The 21,726-nt window shown below is 70.2% G+C and carries 26 protein-coding genes and 1 pseudogene; 18 read left to right on the forward strand and 9 right to left on the reverse strand.

Annotated elements, in window-relative coordinates; translation table 11 throughout:
• Positions 1 to 60 precede the first annotated feature (60 nt).
• A complete protein-coding gene (locus ACWD4A_RS08970; protein ID WP_451191317.1) occupies positions 61 to 783 on the forward strand; it encodes a recombinase family protein in 723 nt (240 codons plus the stop codon).
• A gap of 16 nt (positions 784 to 799) precedes the next feature.
• On the opposite strand, the gene ACWD4A_RS08975 is transcribed toward ACWD4A_RS08970, so the two are convergent.
• From ACWD4A_RS08975 to ACWD4A_RS08985, 3 genes are all read right to left on the reverse strand, one after another.
• On the reverse strand, positions 800 to 1,240 hold the full coding sequence (locus ACWD4A_RS08975; RefSeq protein WP_451191320.1) for a DUF6262 family protein: 441 nt from the start codon (positions 1,238 to 1,240) through the stop codon (positions 800 to 802).
• Entirely contained in the window at positions 1,230 to 3,242 is a 2,013-nt protein-coding gene (locus ACWD4A_RS08980; RefSeq protein WP_451191322.1) for a tyrosine-type recombinase/integrase, read from the reverse strand. The genes ACWD4A_RS08975 and ACWD4A_RS08980 overlap by 11 nt, the downstream gene beginning before the upstream one ends.
• 245 nt (positions 3,243 to 3,487) lie before the next feature.
• Complete coding sequence (locus tag ACWD4A_RS08985) at positions 3,488 to 4,594, reverse strand: site-specific integrase (RefSeq protein ID WP_451191325.1); 1,107 nt, start codon at positions 4,592 to 4,594, stop codon at positions 3,488 to 3,490.
• 121 nt (positions 4,595 to 4,715) lie between these two features.
• On the opposite strand from ACWD4A_RS08985, the gene ACWD4A_RS08990 reads away from it, so the two are divergent.
• From ACWD4A_RS08990 to ACWD4A_RS09005, 4 genes are all read left to right on the forward strand, one after another.
• Positions 4,716 to 5,210 (forward strand): hypothetical protein, encoded by a 495-nt coding sequence (locus tag ACWD4A_RS08990; protein WP_451191327.1) that lies wholly within the window; start codon positions 4,716 to 4,718, stop codon positions 5,208 to 5,210.
• A gap of 107 nt (positions 5,211 to 5,317) precedes the next feature.
• Positions 5,318 to 5,764, forward strand: coding sequence for an SRPBCC domain-containing protein (locus ACWD4A_RS08995; RefSeq protein WP_451191330.1), 447 nt, complete (start codon positions 5,318 to 5,320; stop codon positions 5,762 to 5,764).
• Positions 5,761 to 6,153 carry an ArsR/SmtB family transcription factor gene (locus tag ACWD4A_RS09000; RefSeq protein ID WP_451191333.1) on the forward strand — a complete coding sequence of 131 codons (393 nt, stop codon included), beginning with the start codon at positions 5,761 to 5,763 and terminating at the stop codon, positions 6,151 to 6,153. The genes ACWD4A_RS08995 and ACWD4A_RS09000 overlap by 4 nt, the downstream gene beginning before the upstream one ends.
• A gap of 22 nt (positions 6,154 to 6,175) precedes the next feature.
• Positions 6,176 to 6,649: an SRPBCC family protein gene (locus tag ACWD4A_RS09005; RefSeq protein ID WP_451191336.1), complete on the forward strand. Its 474-nt coding sequence runs from the start codon at positions 6,176 to 6,178 to the stop codon at positions 6,647 to 6,649.
• Here the strand turns inward: ACWD4A_RS09005 and ACWD4A_RS09010 are convergent.
• Positions 6,618 to 6,920 (reverse strand): hypothetical protein, encoded by a 303-nt coding sequence (locus ACWD4A_RS09010; RefSeq protein ID WP_451191338.1) that lies wholly within the window; start codon positions 6,918 to 6,920, stop codon positions 6,618 to 6,620. The genes ACWD4A_RS09005 and ACWD4A_RS09010 overlap by 32 nt on opposite strands.
• A gap of 60 nt (positions 6,921 to 6,980) precedes the next feature.
• On the opposite strand from ACWD4A_RS09010, the gene ACWD4A_RS09015 reads away from it, so the two are divergent.
• The 9 genes from ACWD4A_RS09015 (at position 6,981) to ACWD4A_RS09055 (ending at position 13,587) form a co-directional block, all read left to right on the forward strand.
• Positions 6,981 to 7,172, forward strand: a complete 192-nt coding sequence (locus tag ACWD4A_RS09015; RefSeq protein ID WP_451191341.1) for a hypothetical protein — start codon at positions 6,981 to 6,983, stop codon at positions 7,170 to 7,172.
• A gap of 179 nt (positions 7,173 to 7,351) precedes the next feature.
• Complete coding sequence (locus ACWD4A_RS09020; protein WP_451191343.1) at positions 7,352 to 8,146, forward strand: alcohol dehydrogenase catalytic domain-containing protein; 795 nt, start codon at positions 7,352 to 7,354, stop codon at positions 8,144 to 8,146.
• A 229-nt stretch (positions 8,147 to 8,375) separates the two neighbouring features.
• Positions 8,376 to 9,569 (forward strand): isochorismate synthase, encoded by a 1,194-nt coding sequence (locus ACWD4A_RS09025; protein WP_451191346.1) that lies wholly within the window; start codon positions 8,376 to 8,378, stop codon positions 9,567 to 9,569.
• 64 nt (positions 9,570 to 9,633) lie between these two features.
• The gene (locus ACWD4A_RS09030) at positions 9,634 to 10,305 is read left to right on the forward strand and encodes an HNH endonuclease family protein (protein ID WP_451191348.1); all 672 of its coding nucleotides are present in this window, start codon (positions 9,634 to 9,636) and stop codon (positions 10,303 to 10,305) included.
• A 249-nt stretch (positions 10,306 to 10,554) separates the two neighbouring features.
• Positions 10,555 to 10,938 carry a VOC family protein gene (locus ACWD4A_RS09035; protein WP_451191350.1) on the forward strand — a complete coding sequence of 128 codons (384 nt, stop codon included), beginning with the start codon at positions 10,555 to 10,557 and terminating at the stop codon, positions 10,936 to 10,938.
• A 104-nt stretch (positions 10,939 to 11,042) separates the two neighbouring features.
• Complete coding sequence (locus ACWD4A_RS09040) at positions 11,043 to 12,245, forward strand: winged helix DNA-binding domain-containing protein (protein ID WP_451191352.1); 1,203 nt, start codon at positions 11,043 to 11,045, stop codon at positions 12,243 to 12,245.
• Positions 12,246 to 12,250: 5 nt separating this feature from the next.
• Positions 12,251 to 12,682 (forward strand): VOC family protein, encoded by a 432-nt coding sequence (locus ACWD4A_RS09045; RefSeq protein ID WP_451191355.1) that lies wholly within the window; start codon positions 12,251 to 12,253, stop codon positions 12,680 to 12,682.
• Positions 12,683 to 12,794: 112 nt separating this feature from the next.
• The gene (locus ACWD4A_RS09050) at positions 12,795 to 13,073 is read left to right on the forward strand and encodes a YoaK family protein (protein ID WP_451191358.1); all 279 of its coding nucleotides are present in this window, start codon (positions 12,795 to 12,797) and stop codon (positions 13,071 to 13,073) included.
• 67 nt (positions 13,074 to 13,140) lie between these two features.
• Positions 13,141 to 13,587: a nitroreductase family deazaflavin-dependent oxidoreductase gene (locus ACWD4A_RS09055; RefSeq protein WP_451191360.1), complete on the forward strand. Its 447-nt coding sequence runs from the start codon at positions 13,141 to 13,143 to the stop codon at positions 13,585 to 13,587.
• A gap of 127 nt (positions 13,588 to 13,714) precedes the next feature.
• Here ACWD4A_RS09055 and ACWD4A_RS09060 read toward each other — a convergent pair whose 3' ends face one another.
• The gene (locus ACWD4A_RS09060) at positions 13,715 to 14,068 is read right to left on the reverse strand and encodes a zinc ribbon domain-containing protein YjdM (protein ID WP_451191363.1); all 354 of its coding nucleotides are present in this window, start codon (positions 14,066 to 14,068) and stop codon (positions 13,715 to 13,717) included.
• 14 nt (positions 14,069 to 14,082) lie between these two features.
• Positions 14,083 to 14,997: an MBL fold metallo-hydrolase gene (locus tag ACWD4A_RS09065; RefSeq protein ID WP_451191365.1), complete on the reverse strand. Its 915-nt coding sequence runs from the start codon at positions 14,995 to 14,997 to the stop codon at positions 14,083 to 14,085.
• Positions 14,998 to 15,097: 100 nt separating this feature from the next.
• On the opposite strand from ACWD4A_RS09065, the gene ACWD4A_RS09070 reads away from it, so the two are divergent.
• The gene (locus tag ACWD4A_RS09070; protein ID WP_451191368.1) at positions 15,098 to 16,030 is read left to right on the forward strand and encodes an AraC family transcriptional regulator; all 933 of its coding nucleotides are present in this window, start codon (positions 15,098 to 15,100) and stop codon (positions 16,028 to 16,030) included.
• A gap of 64 nt (positions 16,031 to 16,094) precedes the next feature.
• Positions 16,095 to 17,651, forward strand: a complete 1,557-nt coding sequence (locus tag ACWD4A_RS09075; RefSeq protein WP_451191370.1) for an alpha/beta hydrolase — start codon at positions 16,095 to 16,097, stop codon at positions 17,649 to 17,651.
• 66 nt (positions 17,652 to 17,717) lie between these two features.
• Here ACWD4A_RS09075 and ACWD4A_RS09080 read toward each other — a convergent pair whose 3' ends face one another.
• Positions 17,718 to 18,149 (reverse strand): nuclear transport factor 2 family protein, encoded by a 432-nt coding sequence (locus ACWD4A_RS09080; RefSeq protein WP_451191373.1) that lies wholly within the window; start codon positions 18,147 to 18,149, stop codon positions 17,718 to 17,720.
• A gap of 123 nt (positions 18,150 to 18,272) precedes the next feature.
• On the opposite strand from ACWD4A_RS09080, the gene ACWD4A_RS09085 reads away from it, so the two are divergent.
• Together ACWD4A_RS09085 and ACWD4A_RS09090 are read left to right on the forward strand one after the other, a co-directional pair.
• Entirely contained in the window at positions 18,273 to 18,842 is a 570-nt protein-coding gene (locus ACWD4A_RS09085; RefSeq protein WP_451191376.1) for a PadR family transcriptional regulator, read from the forward strand.
• 218 nt (positions 18,843 to 19,060) lie between these two features.
• Positions 19,061 to 20,863 (forward strand): hypothetical protein, encoded by a 1,803-nt coding sequence (locus ACWD4A_RS09090; protein WP_451191378.1) that lies wholly within the window; start codon positions 19,061 to 19,063, stop codon positions 20,861 to 20,863.
• A gap of 78 nt (positions 20,864 to 20,941) precedes the next feature.
• Here the strand turns inward: ACWD4A_RS09090 and ACWD4A_RS09095 are convergent, their stop codons facing one another.
• The gene (locus ACWD4A_RS09095) at positions 20,942 to 21,442 is read right to left on the reverse strand and encodes an N-acetyltransferase family protein (protein WP_451191380.1); all 501 of its coding nucleotides are present in this window, start codon (positions 21,440 to 21,442) and stop codon (positions 20,942 to 20,944) included.
• Between the two features lie 169 nt (positions 21,443 to 21,611).
• Positions 21,612 to 21,710 (reverse strand): annotated as a pseudogene (locus ACWD4A_RS09100) (IS6 family transposase); the annotation flags it as partial.
• Positions 21,711 to 21,726 lie beyond the last annotated feature (16 nt).

Here is a 21,726-nt window from a genome sequence, read left to right on the forward strand (position 1 = left end):
TCTCACTCGAAAATGAGTTCGGGGCACTTCTGGGAATCGTTTGTGACAGCATCCGTGGGCATGACGGCCCCTCAAGAGGCTTCCCCGAGCGACGCGGACGACGTCGAGCGCCACCCCTGCCCGCGCTGCCGGGCCGAGCCCGGCTCGCCGTGCCGCTCGCGTTCCGGCGCGGTCGCCAGCACCTACCACACCGGCCGCTTCATCAAGGTGCCCCGGCTCGCCAAGCTCCTGCGGGTGCCGACCCCCGCCGACCGCGGGCCCGGCCAGCCGTGGCGCCCCGGCACCCCGGTCCCGCTCGCTCTCGCGCCGGACACCCCGACCGCTGACATCCGCATCGGGTACGCACGGTGCTCGACGGTCACCCAGGAACTCCAGTCGCAGCTGGACGCCCTCGCCAAGCACGGCATCCCGCGCGACAAGGTGTTCTCCGAGAAGATCAGCACCCGCGTACGCGTACGCCCGCAGTTCGAGGCCGCGCTCGCGCTGGCCCGCCAGATCAAGGCCCACGCCCCGCACTGCCGCGTCATCTTCACCGTCTACGAGATGAAGCGCCTCGGCCGCGACGCCGCCGAACTCACCGCACTCGCCGACCACCTCACCGCCCACGGCCTGATCCTGGAGATGCTCGCCGGACCCCTGCCCGGGATGTGCGACCCGAGCGGCCCCGGACGCCTGCTGTTCGCGTTCTTCGCGGCGATGGCCGTTATCTCAAGCTCGCCGATCAAGCAGGGCTGTGACCTGGGCGGCCAGGTCAAGGACACTGTCTTCGACCTGGCCGCGTAACGTCTTCGAGGGCTGGTCAGCACGGGCCGATCGTTACTGAAGAGCGACGCGGTGCACTGGGTTCGGGTCCTGTGCGTGCGGATGCCCGCTGGTCACCGAGCGCGTGAGCGAGCTGCCGACGCAGACGCTGATTCTCTTCCGTCAGTTGTCGGTTCCGTTCCAGGGCCGCCTCCAGGCGTGCGTGCAGCGAGGCATCGGAGGAGCGCTCAGCTGCGGGAATCGGTGGTGAGAGGGAACGCCGAGTCGCGTCGCGGAGCCGTTCGATCTCGGCTCGGATGTCAGGCTGGCCATAGAGCCAGGAACGTGAGATGCCTGCGCGCCGGGCGACGCCCTCGAAGGACACAGGGGTTCCTGTGCGGTCGAGTTCGCGCAGGGCCTGGATGGCCTTGGCGCGTGTCAGTTCGTGCCGCTTGCGGGCGGCAATAGCGAGCGGTGCGGTGTCGGGCTCAGGAGGCATCGGCGGCCGCCTCACCGGTGTCTGCCTGGCCGTCGTCTTCGAGCGACGTGATGATCTTCTCCAGGTTGTCGGCGACCTGCCGGTTCATCTCCACGAGCCGCTTCTGCCCGCGGGCTTCGGCCGCCGAGATGATCTGCAGGGTCTGCTGGCGCTGTTCACGGTGCTGGGGCAGAAACTCGGCGGTGGTGATGAACACCGGGCAGGTCAGACACGAGTTGGCGTGCGGACAGGACTGCACCACCGGCAGTCCGCAGTAGCCGTTGGGCAGGGCCTGCGTGGCCCGGGAGAGTCTCTGTTTGGCCCAGGCCGCCTCGGCGAGCGGGCCTGCTGGGTCCAGGGAGACGGTCTCGCCCTGGGCGTTGACCTTGCGGGCCTTCTCCCAGTGCCGGCGGACGGTGGTGTCCGACAGCCGGGCGTAATGGGCGGTCATCTGGGCCGAGGTGTGATCAAGGATCTGGCGGACGACCTCCTGCGGGACGTCCTTGTTGATCAGCCTGGTGCCCAGGGTGTGACGGAACTGATGCGGGGTGATGTGCGCCGGTCGGCCCAACTCATCGCGGGTCGAGCACTGTTGGAGCCACGCGGCCAGTGAGATCCGGTAGCCGGAGGTGCTGATCGGTCTGTCGCCGCGGAGGTTCGCGTCGGCGCGGGGAAAGAGGACTGACACCCCCTCGGGCCGCTCGTCCAGGATGCGGCGCTGGTGGTCACGGAGCTGCTGTTCGAGTTCTTCGTCGATGGGCACCAGCGCCTCGCGCTTCATCTTGTGGTTGAAGTAGCGCAGGTAGGGGGCGCCTTCGGCGTCATGGACGACGGGGTCGAGCGGCAGGTTGATGGCGTCGGTGACGCGCAGGCCACAGCGCATGAGGACGAGTGTGATCAGCCGTCGTGCGGGGTCCTGCCAGCGGGCGAGGTTGGCGGGGTTTTCCAGCTGGGCCATGACATGTTCGGCCACGGCCCGGGGCAGCAGGGGCGGCGGCGTGGGGTAGTCCTCGGGGACGAAGGCCGCGTTGCCCGGCAATGTCTCGTCCCAGCGGTGCACCCGGATCGTGCGCAGGAAGGTGTTCAGGTTGCTGATGTGCGCGTTGAGTGTGCTGCGGCCGCCCATCGCGGCCTGGAGATCGGCCAGGTAGTGCTCCAGCAGGGCGCGGTCGACCTGGGCCAGTCCGGTCACCTCGGCCGGGAGGAAGGCGGCGAAGCGGGCCACCATGCGGACTCCTGCGCGTACGGTGCTGGCGCTGATACCGCCGGATAGCCGCCAGCGTGCCCAGCGCTTGGTCAGCTCCCGTAGCCAGGGCTGGGTGATCTTCTCGAAGGTGATGGTCGACGTGTGCGTGTGGACGATGCCGAGATTGCGCAGTCGCCAGACGGCGCGGGGGTATTCGGCGTCCCAACCGCGGCCGTGGGCGAGTTCCTCGACGCGTCGACGAGCGCCGAGGAGGAAGGTGCCCCAGCCAGTGGCCCAGTTGCCGCTCGGCCCGCGGAAGGTCTTCCAGAACTCTTCCGGCTGGTCGAGAAGAGACCTGCCCCCGGCATCGGCGAGTGCGTTGACCAGGCGTTGGGCCCATGCGGGCCTGATCTTCTTGGTGGCTTCGTCGTGGCGGCACTGCAGCGCGTACTGCACCTCCAGCCGTAGTTGAACGGGCAGCCGGCGCAGGTCGATGTGCTCGGACCCGCCGGGCCCGATCTCCTCGTAGGAGGCGGCGAAATCCTCGACATCGGGCCGTCCGCGCGCAACCCAGCGGCCGTCATGGCCGGTGCAGAACACCGAGGTTCCCCTCACCCACAATTCGCAGTAGCCGATCCGGCAGACCGTGGGCAGCGGCGACGGGGGCGGCAAGGGCGCTGTGGAGCTCTGCCATGCCTCCATCTCTGTACTCGCGGACCGTTTCCATTGACGCCAGTGCCGCTGGCACAGACCGTTGCTGTCGAGGCCGTAGTGACAGCCGCCGACCGCGCAGGCGGCCAGCGGCTGGTGTCCGACCCATCCGGGCGGTGTGGTCACGATGAACGTGTCGAGATCGGGCCTGCCCGCGTGAGCCCAACGGACGGAATGCCCCCAGCACATGCGGTTGCTGCGGGCCGGGCGGTCACATCCGCCGATAGCACAGGCTGGGCCGCCGAAGACCGGGTGCCGCGGATCGAACACCAGGTCCTCCTGACGGAACTCAGGGCGGATCGAGGCCATCAGCTTCTCCAGCAGACCCACAGGCCGAAGCGGACGGCCATCATGGGAACTTGGGACGGTGGTCACCACTGCACCTCCGTTCCGCGGAACCAGCCGGCCTTTTCCAGGACGCTGCGGGCGTCCTCGACGGTCAGATGCCCGTAGACCGCCGAAGTCGTGGTGACCGAGGAATGTCCGAGCAGCTTGGAGACGACCTCGATCGGGACCCCGTCACGCAATGCCCGGGTGGCCGCGGTGTGCCGGCACCAGTGAGGGTCGAAGGCAATGCCGGTGCGGCGTCGCAGTCGGAGCACGAGGTCGTAGACGGCCGGATAGGACAGGGCCTGTCCGCGCGGCTCGGCGAAGAGGTTCACGAACACGTAGTCGCTGTCGAGATCTCCGTACTCGGCGTGCAGGTAGTCGCTCCACAGCCGCAACAGCTCGGCGCTGACCGGGATGGACCTCTGCTCGCGCGACTTCGACCTGGCCCGGTTGGCGTTGCTTCGGGGCACGACCGTGACTTCCCGCTCGGCCGCGGCGATGTCGGCATGCCGCAGGCCGAGGGCTTCACCGATGCGCATCCCGGTTTCGTGGAGCAGGGCGAACAGGAAGCGGTCACGCAGGTGATCGCAGGCGTCCAGGATGGCCTGCATCTCCGCCGTCGTCAGCACGCGCGGCAGCTTCTTCGGGACCTTCAGCGCGATCGTCCGCCGCGGCTGGAGCCGGCCGGGGCTGATGTGGTGCAGGAACGGCTTCCAACCGCCCCGGCGACCGGGCGGCTGCAGGGTCGTCAGGAGATCGCCGACATCGACACCGTGGCGCAACTGGTGGGCGTAGAACGCGGACAGCGCCGACAGCTTGCGATTGACCGTGGACGCGCTGACGTGCGGTTCCACCGAGGGCAGCACCGCGATCTGCCCCCTGCGGCCCGATGGCGGCAACTGCAGCCAGACGACGTACTCACCCAGGTCCTCCAGGCGGACCTCACGCCAGTCCAGTCCCCGGTGGGCCAGGAACGTCCAGTAGTCCTTGAGGTCGTAGGCGTACGCCCTGACAGTGTTCGGCGACCTGTCGACGTCCGTCAGATAGGCCAGGTAGCGCTCGATCGGCTCCACCGGGACGTCGTCGCCCCCCAGCACCGTCCACGAGTCCACCCGCACTGCCGGCAACGCGACACGCTGTACGAGCATGGCGCCTCCCCTTCATCAACGTCATGGATGAAGCGGGAGATAACCACGTCACAACCTCAGATCACAGGGCTTCCGGCAGCCTTGCTGAACATCGGGGACAGGCGCCAGAAGGCTTGAGATAATGGCGGAGACCGAGCGGGAGAACATCCGGGAGTCGACCCTCGAAGGGCTCGACGCGGCGGCCCGCAAGGGCAAGCACGGCGGACGACCGCCCGTCATCACCGACGACATGCTGCACACCGTGCTCCGGCGCCGGGCGAACGGTGAATCGGTCGAGCAGATTCAACCCGACCTGATCATCCCCACCGGCAAGCGCAAGGGCCAGGCCCCCAGCGTCGCGAGCATCTACCGCGCGCTCGCCGAGCACGAGAAGACCAAGGCGTACCCCGAGGCCGTCGCTCAGGCGCACACCGACTTCGCCGACCTCCAGGGCGTCGACGGCATCCTCGCCCCCGCCGGGTTCGTATCCGACGCCCTGACGACCCGCTGGCAGCCGACGAAGCCGACCTCCGCCAGCGACTCCAGACCCAGCTTCACCCGAACGCGGAGACCGCCGCCCAGGGGCCATGATCGTTCTCGGCGCCAACCGCTGTACCGATGCCCCAAGCTCGGTTGACAGCGGGGCAGAGGACCCGATCTGGATGCAACCCGCAGGTTGCACCCGGCGACATGACATGCAACTCTGGAGTTGCATCCAATGGTGGCGGTGAAAGGAGTCCCCTCATGAGCGAGGACCGGATCGAGCGCGAGACCCTGATCGAGGCGTCCCTGGAGCGGGTCTGGTCGCTGGTGGCCGAGCCTGGTTTCTGGGTGGCCGACAAGGCGAGCCTGCCCGGCACGGTGGCCAGGGAAGGCGAGGAGATGGTGGCGAAGCACCCGGAGTACGGCGACTTCCCGGTGCGCGTGGAGAAGGTCGAACCGCCGACCTACCTGGCCTACCGCTGGGCCAGTGCATTCCCGGGAGAAGAACTGCGGGAGGACAACAGCACCCTCGTGGAGTTCACGCTGACACCGGAAGACGGCAGGACACGGCTACGCGTGGTCGAGAGCGGCTTCGCGGCACTGGCCGGGTCCGAGGAGCTGCGCGGCAGGGCGGTCAAGGACAACACCGGCGGCTGGCACCAGGAACTCGACGCGCTCAAGACGCGCGCCGAACAGCCCTCCGCGTGAGCGGCGAACCCCGTGGCGGCGCCGAGGCGGTCGACACCGTCCTCGCCGCGCTGGCCGACCCGACCCGACGCCGGCTGCTCGAACTGCTCGCCGCGCAGGGCGAGGCCACCGCGACGACGCTCGCCGAACACCTTCCCGTCTCGCGTCAGGCCGTGGTCAAACACCTCGCCGTCCTGGACGCCGCCGGGCTGGTGACCGGCGGCCGCGTCGGGCGCGAGGTGCGCTACACGGTGCGGCCGGCGGCGCTCGACGCGACGGCGCGGTGGATGGCCTCGCTCGCCGCCGACTGGGACCGGCGCCTGGCACACATCAAGCACATCGCCGAGGCAGCTGAGCGGGACGCGCAAGCCGACCAGACGAGCCGTAACGGATCACGCCGACCGGCGTGACCCCGCAGAGAGGAGCATGATCATGCCTATGGAGAAGCGACACCTCACACACGCCCCTGCCGCATACGCCTGCATGCTGGTACGCAGGCCCGCAGCAGAGGCGTTCCGGGCCTTCGCCGATCCGGCCGTCACGTCCCGGTTCTGGTACAGCAAGAGCAGCGGTCCCATGGTGACGGGGGCCGAGTTGCGCTGGGAGTGGGAGACCTACGGGGCATCGGCCGACATCCGCGTCCAGGAAGTGCAGGAGGGACGCCTGATCCGGTTCGAGTGGGGCAACTACGAGCAACCCACCACGGTAGAGCTGAAGTTCACCCCGCACACGGTACAGGTCACCTTCGTCGAGGCCACCGAGACCGGCTTCCAGGGCTCGGGCGACGACACCGTCCGCTGGGTGAACGACACCGTCGGCGGCTTCACCACCGCGCTCTGCGCGATGAAGGCCCTGCTGGAGCACGGCATCGAGCTCAACGCCGTCCCCGATCACCACCCAGTCTGACCACCCTCCCGATGGTCGCTTCCGATGAGGCCGCGGCGCCGCCGAACTCACGGTGCTCGCCGACCATCTCACCGCCCACGGCCTGATCCTGGAGATGCTCGCCGGGCCCCGCTACGACCGCCATCGGCGCGGCGCCGCTGCTGTTCGCGTTCTTCGCCGCGATGGCGTAGACCGAGCGGGAGAACATCCGCGAATCGACGCTGGAGGGCCTCGACATCGCGGCCCGCAAGGGCAAGCACGGCGGCCGGCCGCCGGTCATCACCGACGACATGCTGCACACCGTGCTGCGGCGCCGCGCGGGCGGCGAGTCCGTCGAGCAGATCCCGACCTGATGATCCCCACCGGAAAACGCAAAGGTCTCAGCCCGAGCGTCGCCAGCATCTACCGGGCCCTCGCCGAACGCGAGAAGACCCAGGCGTACCCCGAAGCCATCGAGGCGGCCCGCACCGACTTCGCCGCACTCCAGAACGCCGACGTCCCCCGACCCCGCCCGGACGCCACAACGCTCAGCTCACGACCATGATCAAGTGCTTGGCGTTAATGGCTGTACCGATGTTCCCCAAGCTCGGACCCTGCGCGTGACCGAGGGCACCGGGGCGGCGAGATCCTCGTCATGCGCCCCGGCGACACGATCCGCACCCCGCCCGGCGAATGGCACCGCATACCACTACCCGCGCACCTGACCGTCCCGAAGGTTCACTCATGCGAGCAACGTTCATGTACGGCGCCGGCGACGTGCGCGTGGAGGACGCGCCCGACCCGGTGCTCGAACAGCCCACCGACGCCATCGTCCGCGCCTGCATCTGCGGCAGCGACCTGCACCCGTACCACACCATGCCCGCCTCCGAAGAACCCGCGCCGATGGGGCACGAGTTCCTCGGCATCGTCGAGGACGTCGGCTCCGACGTGTCCGGCCTCAAGCGCGGCGACCTGGCCGTGGCCCCCTTCGCGTGGGCGGACAACACCTGCGGCTTCTGCCGCGAGGGCCTGCAGACCTCCTGCCGCAACGGCGGCTTCTGGGACATGGGCGGCACCGGCGGCGGGCAGGCCGAGGCGGTCCGTGTCCCGCTCGCCGAGGGCACGCTCGTCAAGCTGCCCGTCACCGAGGACTCCGAGCTGCTGCCGTCGCTGCTGACCCTGTCCGACGTGTACGGCACCGGCTACCACGCCGCCAAACGGGCCCGGGTGAACCCGCGCACCACGGTGACGGTGATCGGCGACGGCGCGGTCCGTCCGGGCGGCGTCATCAGCCGCGTCGGCATGCCCCAGTACGAGGAGGCCCCGGTCGGCTTCACCACCCTCTTCGGCCCGAACATCACCCTCACCGGCGGACCCGCCCCGGTGCGCGCCTACATCGACGAGCTCCTGCCCGACGTGCTGGAGGGCAAGGCGCGACCGGGCCGCGTCTTCGACCGCACCGTCGGCCTGGCCGAAGTGCCCGACGGCTACCGGGCGATGGACCGGCGCCAGGCACTGAAGGTCCTGGTAAAGCCATGACCCCGACCGGCCGACGGCCCCCGCCGAGAGGCGCGGTGGACCGCTCGAAGTGGCCGGTAACGCATGCGCCGGTCCGATGCGCCGGCGGGTACCGTCGGTTCGTCGGTTCGTCAGGCCGACATGCTTCCGCCGAAACGACATGCCATGAGACCGGGTCCGCCTCCGGGACGACACACAAGCTCTCGTCCGCCGCCGTCCCGTACCGGACGCCCGCCGACCAGGAGCCCCTATGGCACCCCACCGGCGTACCGGCGAGCCGCCGGCACCCCGCCCCGGCGGCACGGCCACCACCCTGCTCGACGCCTACCGCACCGCCGACGCCCGCTTCTTCGCCTCGCCCGGACGCACCCTCCTCGCACATGGCACGGCCGCCGAAGTACCGCACGGAGAAGGCCCGTTGGCGCCACGTGTCGCCGAAGCGCTCGCCGCACGGACCCGGCGCGGCCACCCTCCCGCGATCGTCGTGGGCACGATCCCCTTCGACCCGACGGCACCCGCCGCGCTCGCCGTCCCGCGGACCGTGCGCTGGGCGCCACCGCTGCGCGACGACCCGCTGATCGCCCTGCCCGCGCCACGCCCCGCACCCGCCCGCTGGCGGCTGCGCGAGATACCCACGGCCCACGCCTACGCCGCCTCCGTGGCCGAGGCGGTCCACCGCATCCGCGCCGGGCGACTCCGCAAGGTCGTCCTCGCCCGCACCCTCGAACTCACCTCGGACGACGCCCCCGACATACCCACGCTGCTCCGGCGCCTCGCCCGCCGCGACCCCGGCGGATACACCTTCGCCATGCCCACCGGCCCTGGCCGCGTCCTCCTGGGCGCCAGCCCCGAACTGCTCGTCTCCCGGCACGGCACCCGCGTCACCGCCAACCCGCTCGCCGGATCGGCACCCCGCGGCACCGACCCCGCCGAGGACGCCGCACGCGCCGCCGCACTCCTGCGATCGGCCAAGGACCTCGCGGAACACGCCGTCGTCGTGGACGCCGTACGCGAGACCCTGGCCCCCCGCTGCACCCGGCTGGACGTACCCGCCCGCCCCGCCCTGGCCCGTACCGCCACGATGTGGCACCTGTCCACCACCGCGACCGGGGAACTGACCGAACCCGTCCCGTCCGCTCTGGAGCTGGCGTGCGCCCTGCATCCGACCCCCGCCGTGTGCGGAGCCCCGACCGCCCCCGCCCGTGAGCTGATCGGTGAACTGGAGCCCTTCGACCGCGGCCACTACGCCGGGATCGTCGGCTGGGGCGACGCGCGGGGGGACGGCGAGTGGGTCGTCACCCTCCGGTGCGCGGAGGCCGACGGGCGGCACCTGCGGCTGTACGCGGGCGCGGGGATCGTCGCGGACTCCACGCCCGACGCCGAGACGGCGGAGACCGCCGCCAAATTCCGCACGTTCCTGCACGCCATGGGAGCCGAACCGTGACGAGCTCGCCCTCGTACGGGCGAATGCGGCGGTGAACACATGGGTGGCCACTACTTGTTGACGCATGATCACATCTCGTGCCTGGCGGCGCGCGGCCGCCGTAGTCCTGGGGACGACCCTCGCCCTGGTCCCGGTCGGCGTGGCGCCGGCGGCCTCCGCCCCACCGCCCGTCGTCCCGCACCGGGTGCCTCCGGAGCCCCCGGAGGTGGACACCGTCCGGGCGGAGCTGGACGGCCTCAAGGTGGAGGCGCCGCACTCGATGAACGGCTACTCGCGGGCGAAGTTCCCCCACTGGATCAAGCAGTACGGCGAGTGCGACACCCGTGAGGTGGTCCTGTCGAGGGACGGCACGGGCGTCACCCAGGACTCGATGTGCCGGGCCGTCTCCGGCACCTGGTACAGCGCGTACGACGACAAGAGCCTGGACTCGGCGTCGAAGGTGGACATCGACCACATGGTGCCGCTGGCCAACGCATGGCGGAGCGGTGCGGACACCTGGACCAACGACAAGCGGAAGCAGTTCGCGAACGATCTGGACCACCCACAGCTGTTCGCCGTCTCCGCGTCCTCCAACCGAGCCAAGGGCGACAAGTCCCCGGACCAGTGGGCACCGCCGAACGGGGACTTCTGGTGCGGCTACTCCCGGGCCTGGGGGCACGTGAAGAGCCTGTACGGGCTGAGCGTCACCCAGTCCGAGAAGGACAAGCTGATCGCGATGCTCGACACCTGCGACTGACCGCCGCCGTGCCGTCCGCGCCGAGGGGAGCTCTGGCGATGGATATACGAACCCGCGGAAAGGTACATGTGTACCGTACAGGAGCGACCGCAGACCTTAATGGCCTGATGCGCTTGTCGAACTACTCAAGATGTCCGTATTGCGCATCGCCGCGACCACGCTTACAGTACTTATGTACTGCTCGCGGGGCGGGATCGTCCAGACGCCCGTTCCCCGCTGTGCTCCCCCTCTCCCAAGGAGTGATCCGCCATGAGGACTCCCGCCATCGCCCCGTGCCTGGGTGTGTCCGATACACAGGCTTCCTGCGACTTCTACGAGAAGATCGGCTTCACCGCGCTGCCCGGCGGCGACGACCCGAACGACGACATCCGCATCCTGATGTTCGGCGACGAGTTCGCGCTGATGGTCTTCCGCGACGAGCACCTGCGGAGCTGGCTGCCGGTCCTCAAGGACACCTCCGTCGGCGCGTTCGGCATGTTCTACCTGGCTGTGGACGACTTCGACTCCTACACCGAGAAGCTCCGCCCCCTGGTCGACGTCATCAAGGAGGTGGACCACCAGGGGCAGAAGATCCTTTACTTCACCGACCGTGACGGCTATGTCATCGGCGTCAACCAGAAGCGCGAGTGGTGACCGACCGTCCCCCGTCGTCCGCTGAACGCTGAAGCACCCGGCCCCCCGTCGCCCCCCCCACACCCGGCCGAGCCACAGCATCCCCCCCGTCCCGGAGCCCGATCATGACCACGACCTCGCGCCGCGTCACCGCGGCCGAGCGCCGCGCACGCCTGGCCCGGCGCCACCTCCTGGCGCCGTCGGCCCGGGTGACCACGGCCGAGGAGGTGGCCGACGCCCTGATCGGCCTGCACGCCACCGACCCCGCCACCGTCTTCCTCACCGCCGCCGCCCGTATGCGCACCCCCACCGCCGCCGCCATCGACCGGGCCCTCTACGACACCCCGGCACTGGCCCGAATACGCTGCATGCGCCGCACCGTGTTCGTCGTCCCCCACGCCATCGCCCCCGCGGTCCGCGCCGCGACCGTCAAGGACGCCCACCGCAACCGGGGCGACGCCATGAAGCGGCTGCGCGAAGCGCTCGGCTGGGACGAACGCCGCTACGCCGCGGTCGAGCACGCCACGCTCGCCGCCCTGGCCGCACGGGGCGAGGCCACCGCCGCCCAGCTCGCTGCCGACGTGCCCGACCTGTGCGAGCAGATCGTCACCTTCCCCGGCAAGCCGTACGAGTCCCGCCAGCGGGCCACCGCCCCGCTCCTCGGCGCCCTCGCCGCCGAAGGCCGCGTCCGCCGTGCCCGGCCCGCCGGATCGTGGACCTCCGCCCAGTTCCGCTGGACCCGCGCCGAACCCCTGCCGGACGTACCCGCCAGTACGGCCAGGGCCGCCCTCGCCCGCCACTACCTCCGGGCCTTCGGCCCCGTCACCGCCAACGACGTGAAGTGGTGGACCGGCTGGACCCTGACCGACACCCGCAAGGCCATCGCCGCCACCGGCGCCGTGACCGTGGAACTCGACGAGGGCACCGGCCACCTCCTGCCCGAGGACCTCGACGGCCTCGACGCCCTCGGCAACTCGGTTCCGGCCTCCGCCGCCGAGCCCTGGGCGGCCCTGCTGCCGGGCCTCGACCCCACGGCCATGGGCTGGCGCCACCGGGACTGGTACCTCGACCCCGGCCACACCGGCGCGCTCTTCGACCGCAACGGCAACATCGGCCCCACCATCTGGTGGAACGGCCGCATCATCGGCGCCTGGGCCCAGCGCGAGGATGGCCACATCAGCCACCACCTCCTCACCGACCCCGGCCACCACGCCCGTTCCGCCGTCGACACCGAGATCGCACGACTGACGCGCTTCCTCGGCACCACCCGCGTCACCCCCTGCTACCGCACCCCCCTCGAACGCAGGCTCGCCACCGGAAAAAGGTGAACACCATGACCACCCACGCCCCCGCCAAGCCCACCGCCACCGTTGCCTCGTACGCCTTCTGGGCCCACGACGGCCGGGCACTCGCCGAGTTCTACGCCGCCGCCCTCGGCTGGCGGATCGCCCAGGAGTTCCCCTCCGAGGAGGGCGGCGAAGCGCAGGCCTTCCTGGTCACCGACGGCACCACGACGTATGTCTTCTACACCGCCCGCGACTTCACCCCGCCGAGCTGGCCCGCCGCCGAGCTCCCGTTCCACCTCGACCTCCAGTACGAGGACGTGGCGGCGGGGGAGCGGCGCCTGCTGGAACTGGGCGCCGCCAAGCCCGGCCACCAGCCCGGCGGTTCCCACTGGACCGTCCTGCTCGACCCCTCCGGCCAGCCCTTCTGTATCAGCCCCGCCCACGCCTGGGAGGCCCCGGCCGACTCCGGAAACGCGTGACCCGCCAACCGGGCCGGCCCGCCCGGGGTGCGGGGCCGGGGCCGGTCGCCCAGCCTCGGAGCCACGGCCGCGCCGGGCGGCGAGTGAGGGGACGTCATAGCGAGGGGACGTCATGCGGAAGGCGCTGGAACGAGCCGCCGACCGGCTCTTCCCCGGCGGCGGAAACGCCCACGGTGCCCTGCCCGCCGCCCTCGTCCTGCTGACGCTCGTCACCGGCTTCGTGGACGCGGTCAGCTACCTCGGCCTGAACCACGTCTTCGTGGCCAACATGACCGGCAACGTCGTCTTCGTGGGGTTCGCCCTGGCGGGCGCCGGTGATCTGTCGGTCTGGGCGTCGCTGCTCGCCCTCGGCGCGGACGCGGGGAATGATGACGACCGTTCCGGTTGTTGAGAGCGGGAAACGGCGGCCCGGCGATGTGCCCGCCGCCGCGTGAGACTTCGGAGACGGGACGGGCAGCATGCCTCTTGAAGGTGAGTACGAGCCGAGCCCAGAGCAGTGGGTACGCGATCAGGTCGAGCTGTACGAGAGCTCGGGCGGTACGGAGGGGACGACGATGAAGGGCATGCCCGTCGTCATCCTCACCACCCGGGGCGCGAAGAGCGGCAAGATCCGCAAGAGCCCGCTGATGCGCGTCGAACACGAGGGCACCTACGCCGTGGTCGCCTCCCTCGGCGGCGCCCCCAAGCACCCCGTCTGGTACCACAACGTCGTCGCCGACCCCCGCGTCGAGCTTCAGGACGGCCCGGTGCGCCAGGACATGACGGCCCGTGAGATCACCGGCGAGGAGAAGGCCCTGTGGTGGGACCGCGCGGTCGCGGCCTTCCCCTTCTACGCCGACTACCAGAAGAAGACGGACCGCGAGATCCCGGTCTTCGTCCTGGAGCCGACGCCCGCCGGGCACTGAGCGGAGCCCCATAAAAAGGGCTCACGCCCCCATGAAAAGGGCTCATGCCCCTATGAAAAGGGCTCGTGAAAACGGTACCGGGCCTGCTCCGCGGGAGCGGAACAGGCCCGGACGGCACAGTTGCGGATCAGGCCTTCTTGACCACGCTCGACTTGAGCTGCATGGGGCCGAACCCCTCGATCTTGCAGTCGATGTCGTGACCGGCCACGCCCTCCACAAGGCGGATGTTGCGGACCTTGGTACCCGCCTTGATGCCGGTGGGGTGCCCCTTGACCTTCAGGCTCTTGACCACCGTGACGGTGTCACCGTCGGCCAGCACATTGCCGACCGCGTCCCTGATCACCCCGTCCTCGGCACCGCCCGCCGCGTCGGCGGAGGCGGGCTGCCACTCGTGCCCGCATTCGGGACAGACGAGGAGCGCACCCATCTCGTAGGTGTACGCACTGGAGCATTCGGGGCACGGCGGCAGGTTCTCGGTCACCCAAAAAGTATATTTCACGTCCCGGGGTGATCGGCGACGCCGAGGAGGGCGAACCCGTCGCCCTCCTGCCGGACCTCCATCGCACCCGCCCCGGCGAAGTGCGCGGGCACGACCAGCTCCCGTTCGGCGGCGGCCCGCCCGAGAACCCGGCGGCGGCTGGCCACCGCCTCCACCGGGTCCAGGCAGAAACAACTGTTGCAGGAGGGCCGCAGGATCTGCACCGGGCTGTGCAGCAGATCCCCGACGAAGACCGCCCGCTCACCGCTGGACGAGAGCCGCAGCACGGACGAGCCGGGCGTGTGACCGGGCGCGGACTCCAGGACGAGGTGCTCGTCGATACGGTGGACACCGTCCCACAGCACGACCTGCCCGGCCTTGTGGACGGGCGCGACGCTGTCCTCGTAGATCAGCCGGTCGTCCTCCTGCCTGCCGTTCCCGTACGCGTTGCCCGGACCGAAGTGGGCGTCGTCGGCGGCCGGAACGAGGTACTGGGCGTTGGGGAACGTCGGCACCCATTCCCCTCCCACGTCCATCGTGTTCCAGCCGACGTGATCGAGGTGGAGGTGGGTGTTGACGACGACGTCCACCTCCTCCGGCCGGACCCCGGCCCGCTCCAGGAGACCGAGGAAATCGCCCTGCCAGTGGTGGAACACCGGCGACCCGGGCCGCTCGCGCCCGTTGCCCACCCCGGTGTCGACCACGACGGTCCGGCCACCGCTGCGCAGCACCCACGTCTGCAGCGCGAGCACCGCCCTGTCGGTGTCCGGCTCCCAGTGGTCCGGCGCCAGCCAGCCCTCGTTGTCCCGCCACACCTCGGCGGTGGACTCCGGGACCAGATCGCGGGCGGGCCCGAGCGGGCCCTGCCACTCGAGGAGCCGGACGACCTCGACATCTCCCAGCGCGAAGCGCTCTGTGCTCTCGCTCTTCATGCCCCCGACCCTAGGCGCGGGGACTGAGCCGTTCAATGCTCTCCCTGCTCATCCGCATACGCATCCGTCTCACCGTTGATGGCGAAGGTACGCTGACGCGATGGATGTGGTGAGCGACGCGATCTCCACGGTGCGCATCGGGCGCCCCTCCTCCGACCGGGTGCGGGCGAGCGGGAGCTGGTGCACACGCATCGACCCCTACGACGGCGCGGGCTTCCACGTCGTCCTCCAAGGCGGCTGCTGGCTGCTGCCCGACGACGGCGACCCGTTCCCGCTCCGCGCGGGAGACGCGGTGCTGCTGCCGCACGGCGCCGGGCACGTGATCGCCGACTCCCCGGCCGACGCGGCGACCGTGGCGCGGGCGACGCCCCTCGGCGACTGGCTCCACAGGACGGGGCCGGACGCCACCCGGGGCGGGACGGAGGTGCTGTGCGGGAAGTACCGGCTCGACCGCAGCCACGTCCACCCGCTCATGGCCGAACTGCCACAGGTCGTCCACCTGCCCAACCGCGTCGGACACCACTCCGAACTCCGCGCCGCCATCGACCTGTTGGGCCGCGAGCTGGACGACCGGCGCCCCGGCAGCTCCCTGGCGGTGCCCGGCCTGCTCGACCTCCTCCTCGTCTACATGGTCCGCGCCTGGCTGGCGGAGGGCACGACCGGCGTCTGGCCCGGCGTCCTCGACGACCCGGCCACATCCGCCGCCCTGCGGGCCCTGCACTCCGACCCGGCCGCCCCATGGACCAACGACCGCCTGGCCGCCGAAGCGGGAGTCTCCCGACCCACCCTGGCCCGCCGGTTCACCACCCTCGTCGGCCGCCCGCCGATGGCGTACCTCACCTGGTGGCGCCTGACCCTCGCCGCCACCCTGCTCCGCGACACCCCCGACCCGCTCGCCGCCATCGCCCACCGCGTCGGCTACAGCAGCCCGTACGCCCTCTCCCACGCCTTCAGCCGGGAGTTCGGAACCACACCGGGGCGCTACCGGGCGAACGGCGGCGGGGCTTGCATCTCCCGTAAGGGGAGTTCCTAGCGTGCCGGCAACGCGGACGGCCACCAGGCCCGGCCGCGCGGACCGAGCATGCGAGGAGACCCTCATGACCGCATTCATCCTGGTGCCGGGCGTCGGCACCGGCGGCTGGATCTGGGAGCGGACGGCAACCCGGCTACGGGAAGCGGGCGCCGAAGCCCACCCGGTGACACTCGCCGGCATGGGCGACCGCCGCCACGAGGCGGGACCCGGCACCGACCTGGAGACCCACATCCAGGACCTGGTGCGGCTGATCGACAGCATCGGCAGCAGAGACAGCATCAACAGCATCAACAGCACCGACACCGCGGACACACCGGACGTGGTGCTCGTCGGCCACGACTACGGCATCCACCCGGCCCTCGGCGCCGCCGGCCGGCGCCCGCAACGGATCGCCCGGATCGTCCACTTGGACGTGGGCATGCCCCAGGACGGCGACCCCGCCCTGACCCTGGTACCCGACCAGACGACCCGCGACCGGCTGCTGCACCCCACCGGCGACGACTGGCGGATGCCCCTGCCGTCCGCCGACGAATGGCAGCGCTGGGGCAGCGTCGCCGACCTCCCCGCGGACGCCCTGGCCCGGCTGACCCGCCTCGCCGCACCCCAGCCACTGCGCACGCTCACCCAGCCGCTCCGGCTGCCGGGAGCCGTCTCCGAGCTGCCGACCACCGGCATCCTCTGCACCGCCAACGGTTCGAGCATCGCCCTGCTCGAGAACCTGCTGGCACTCGGCGACCCCCGCCTTCAGGTGCTCACCCACCCACGGGTACGCCTCATCGACCTCGACACCGGACACTGGCCGATGCTCTCGTCCCCCGACGAACTGGCCGACACACTGCTCCGGGCCGCCGCGGGCGAAGGCCACCGGCTGACCGCCGGGAAGCAGCGGCCCGGACACCTCCGCCCCTTCCTCCTGGACGTCCCCGGGCAACGCCGCGAGCGGATACGCGACATCGACCTCCACCTGCCCGACGCCGACGGACCCCGCCCCGCGGTGGTGTTCGTCCACGGTGGCCCGGTCTCCCCCGACGCGCGGCCGACACCGCGGGACTGGCCCGCCTACATCGGCTACGGCCAGTACGTCGCGAGCCTGGGAGCGGTCGGCGTGACCTTCGACCACCGGCTGCACGACCTCACCGACTACCCGCGCGCCGCCGAGGACGTCGCGGAAACCGTCGACCTCGTACGGGCCGATCCCCGCGTCGACGGGGACCGCGTCGCGCTGTGGTTCTTCTCCGGCGGCGGACTGCTGTCGGCCGACTGGCTCGCCGCGCCCCCGCCGTGGCTGCGGTGCGTCGCGGCGACCTACTCCGTCCTCGCGCCCCTGCCGAACTGGGGCCTCGCCGACACCCGGTTCCGCCCCGCGACCGCGGTACGCACCGCGGGCCGGCTGCCGATCGTCCTGACCCGGGCGGAACTGGACCTCCCGCAGATCAACGCCACGATCGACGCGTTCCTCGCCGCCGCCGAGGACAGCGACGCCGACACCGAGGTGATCCACGTGCCGCTCGCCCACCACGGTTTCGAGACGCTCGACCACACCGAACCGGCACGTCACGCCGTGGACCGCGCCGTGCGCTCCGTACTGGGACACCTGCGGATCCGGGGCGCCACCGGTTGACCGGACCAACCGGCTTCCGGGATCGGGCTGTTGAGGAAATCTGATCCCGGCCGCCTGGTCCGCCGGCTAATGACCGTCCGGGGCCGGGACCAGCCCATCGGCGACCAACCCGGCGAAGACCGCCTCGCCGAGGGCCCGTACGGCGGACTGTGGCCGGACCATCACCGTGAACTCCTTGATCCTTCCGTCGTCGTCGAAGTGCAACAGGTCGATGCCGTGGATCTGCTTGCCGTTCACGGTCACCCGGAAGGGCAGGACCGCCGACGGGGCCCCGGTGCCGTCGGCGCTGGTCTCGGACGTGCCGTCGTAGCGCCCGAGGTAACGGAAGTCCTCGAAGGTACGGAACAGGACGCCGAAGAGGCCCAGCACCATCGGCCTGCCCGCGAAGGGCTTGAACTTCACGGGGCTGTAGAAGCGGATGTCCTCGGTGAACAGGTCGTCCAGGGCGGCGAGATCACGGTTGTCGACGGCGGTACGGAAACGGTCCGTGGTGGTCACGGCTCCTCCTTATAGTCATGAATCTGACTAGTCATTTCCTTGAGTACCATGCGGGGCGGGCTCAGGAACAGGGCGAGTCGGGAACAGGGCGAGTCGGGAACAGCGCGAGGAGGAGACGATCCGATGGCATTGCGCCACGCGGTGCTGGCGGCACTGCTCGACGACGAGCTGAGCGGTTATCAGCTGGCCAAGGCGTTCGACCTCGGCATGGCGAACTTCTGGCACGCACTGCCGCAGCAGCTCTACGCCGAACTGACCCGCCTCGAAAAGGACGGGCTGATCACGGGCCGGGAGGTGGTCCAGGACACCCGGCCCACCAAGCGCCTGTTCAAGGTCACCGACGCCGGGGCGGCGGAGCTGGAGCGGTTCACCGCGACCGCCACCAAGCCCTCGTCCATCCGCGACGACCTGCTCGTCAAGGTCCGCGCCGCCGACCACGTCGCCACCGACGCCCTGATCGCCCAGCTCACCGAGCGCGCCGCCTTCGCCCGAGCCAAGATCGACCTGTTCGGCCGGCTGCTGCGCACCATGCGGGGCGACCGCACCGAGGACGAGTTCCTGCGCCACAGCGAACGCATCGGCCCCTACCTGACGTGCCTGCGCGGCCTCGCCTTCGAACAGGGCAACCGGGACTGGTGCGAACGCTCCGCCACGATCCTGCGCGAGCGGCGGACGGCCCGTACCCGGCGGTGACCTCCCTGCCGCGGCGCAGGGTCCGTATCACCATGTGGACCCCGCCCAGGGGTTGGCGAACGCTCCTCCCACAGGATGATCCCTATGGCCACGCGGCCGATGGTGCTCGGTTCCGGAGAACGAAAACGTAGGGGATGCCACATCGTGGCCCGCTCGGAAAGCAAGCCCCCTTTCCGTTGCCCTCGCGTGACATCGGAACGACACATGCAGAGGTGAAGATGAACCACTCCAGACACCGGCACTCCGTACGGCGCGTCACCACAACGGCCATGATCACGGCCGTGGTCCTCGCCGTCACCGGCACCGCGGTCGCCCAGGCCGCACCCCCCGTGAAATCCGACAGCGGCGCCAGCACATCGCAGGAACACGCCGACGAATACACGCACATAGTCGTCGACAAACGCCCCCGGGGCCAGGCCGACCTCGACGAGCTGCGCGAGTCACTGAACAGGAACGGACTGCAGACCGCGAAGAGCCGCTGGGTCGCCGAGGGCAAGGACGTCGAATCCGAGCTGAGGAGCGCGGGCTCGGGTTACGCGAAGAACGGGCACCACGAACACGTCTTCATGTGGGACGCCTCGAAGAAGGGCATCGAAGGCAGCAACGCCATCGAGAAGAACGGGGATGCCATCAGGGTCAAGATCCGGTGGGACGCCCTGAAGAAGGACGGACGCATCTTCGGCGGCACCCTGAAAGGTGACTCCGGCGGCGGCCCGCTCGGCGGCGAATCCACCAACGGCGCCTGGGCCTACAAGGGCGACATCCCCAGGAAATACATGTTCATCGTGGGCGTCGACGACCCCGCACACCCCGGCATGAGCCAATGGCTCGCGGGCAAGGGCTGGCCCGACGGCAACGGCGTCTGCTCGACCGGCGGCGGCGCGTCGGGCCGGGCGAAGCGCTCCGTGAGCGTATGCGAAAAGGGCGAGACGCCGACCAGGCCCACCGAAGAGGGAACGCCGTCCGGCGAGGCCCTGGAAAACCTGGAGGCCAAACAGATCGAGCAGGCCTTCGGCGAACTCGCGGGCAAATACGGGCTGAAGGTCGTCGCCCCCGACGGCAAACAGCTCTCACCCTCCGAAATCCACGCCCGCATCCGCGGCTACAGCAAACTCTCCCCCCAGGCGAAGGCCACTCTGCGGGCGAACCTCAAGTCGGCCGGCAGCACCGCCAAGGGCGCACTGCTCGTCGCCGGTGGCGTCCTCTGGGCGAAAGGCATCCACGACGCCTTCGCCAACGACACCACGAGCCTCGACAAAGCGGCCGCCATCACCGCGATCGTCCCCTTCGTAGGATGCGGCACCCAGGCCGGAGCCGCCGCCGACCACGGACGGTTCGACGCCGACGACACCACGGCCTGCTTCGGAGCCGACGCCCTCCTGGTCACCCCGCTGTGGCCCGCCGGGATCACCCTCCACGGAGCCCGCTACTTCACCGAGAAATGGAAGGAGGCGCAGATCCCCTCGATCACGGTGTTCCAGCAGGCCCGCGACGACGCCTGGAAGAAATCACTCGACGACTTCCGCACCAACGGCCTCCAGAAACTGGTCAAGTCGGCCACCGAGATCGAGTCCCAGCAGCTCGAAGCCGAAAAGGCCGTCATCCTGCACAACGCCGCCGAGAAGATCGTCGAGATCGACAAGGGCGGCGCCTCCGCCGACGCGAAGAAACTCCTCAAGTGGAGCACCGAACGCAAGGCCCGCGAGCAGATCAAGGACCTTCCGCAGAAGCTGCGCAAGCAGTCCGACACCGCGATCCGCGACGCCCTCGTGGAACGGGCGAAGCAGTACAACGAGGAATTCATCAAGCAAGAGGTCAACATCAGCCGCTGGACCGAGGAATCCTGGCAGGCCGCGCTCCACGGCCCCAGCCAGTCCCGGGAAGAACGCCAGCTCTACCTCGACAAGCTCATCCAGCGCCTCCGTGACGCCGACATGCTCCCCTCGGTCCCGGATGCCACCACCCTCGACACGGACATCGAGCGGGCCCGCAAGTCCCTGACCGGCACGAACAGCCAGTAGCACCCGCCTCGCGGCCGACGTCTGCCCGGCGACTGCCAGAGCCGGACAGACGCCGGCCGTATGCGCGTGCCTGTCTCTTCAGCCCGCTTGACCGGCGGGGAACTCGCGATACATGAGATGCAGGCCGACTGGCCCGAGCCTCGGATGCATGAAGGCCCCGGGAACGGTTCCCAGCACGGTGAAGCCGAGACGCTCGTAAAGCTCCACCGCGGCATGGTTCGACTCGACCACGGCATTGAACTGCATGCCCGCGTAACCGCGTTCCTGCGCCCACTCCACCGCGAACCGGCACAGTGCCGTGCCCACGCCCTTCCCCCGGGCGTCGGCGGCCACCATAAAACTGGCGGTGGACACATGAGAACCGGGCCCAGGGCGGTTCGCCCCCATCTTGGCGGTGCCCAGAACACGCTCACCGTCCACTGCCACAACGGTCAGGCCGGGCGGCCCCTCGACCCACATACGGGCCTCTTCCCCGGTCATCCCGGGGTCGTAGGGAAACGTCTCCCGCTCCCGTACGACATCCCGGATGACCCCCCACACCTGGGGCCAGTCGGACTCCTGGAATTCACGGATCTGCATGGCCACACGCTACTGATACCGCCGACCGGAGGCGAAGTCGTTTACGCTTCCGCATCCGGAACCAGGTCACAGGCTGCCCCGCGACCGTCTGACACCAGCCCGCGAACGGGAGAAACACACCCCGACACACCCTCAACACCAGCCACCCCCCAACAACGTGACAGTGCCGCTCCTCGACCTCACGATGTGGGAGCGGGAAACGGTGAAACAGCCACACAGCGTGACCGATGACCTCCGCCGGGAACCGATACCCCCGGTACGACGGCACTGCCCCAGCCTCCACC

The organism is Streptomyces sp. NPDC002537 (genome assembly GCF_053594975.1).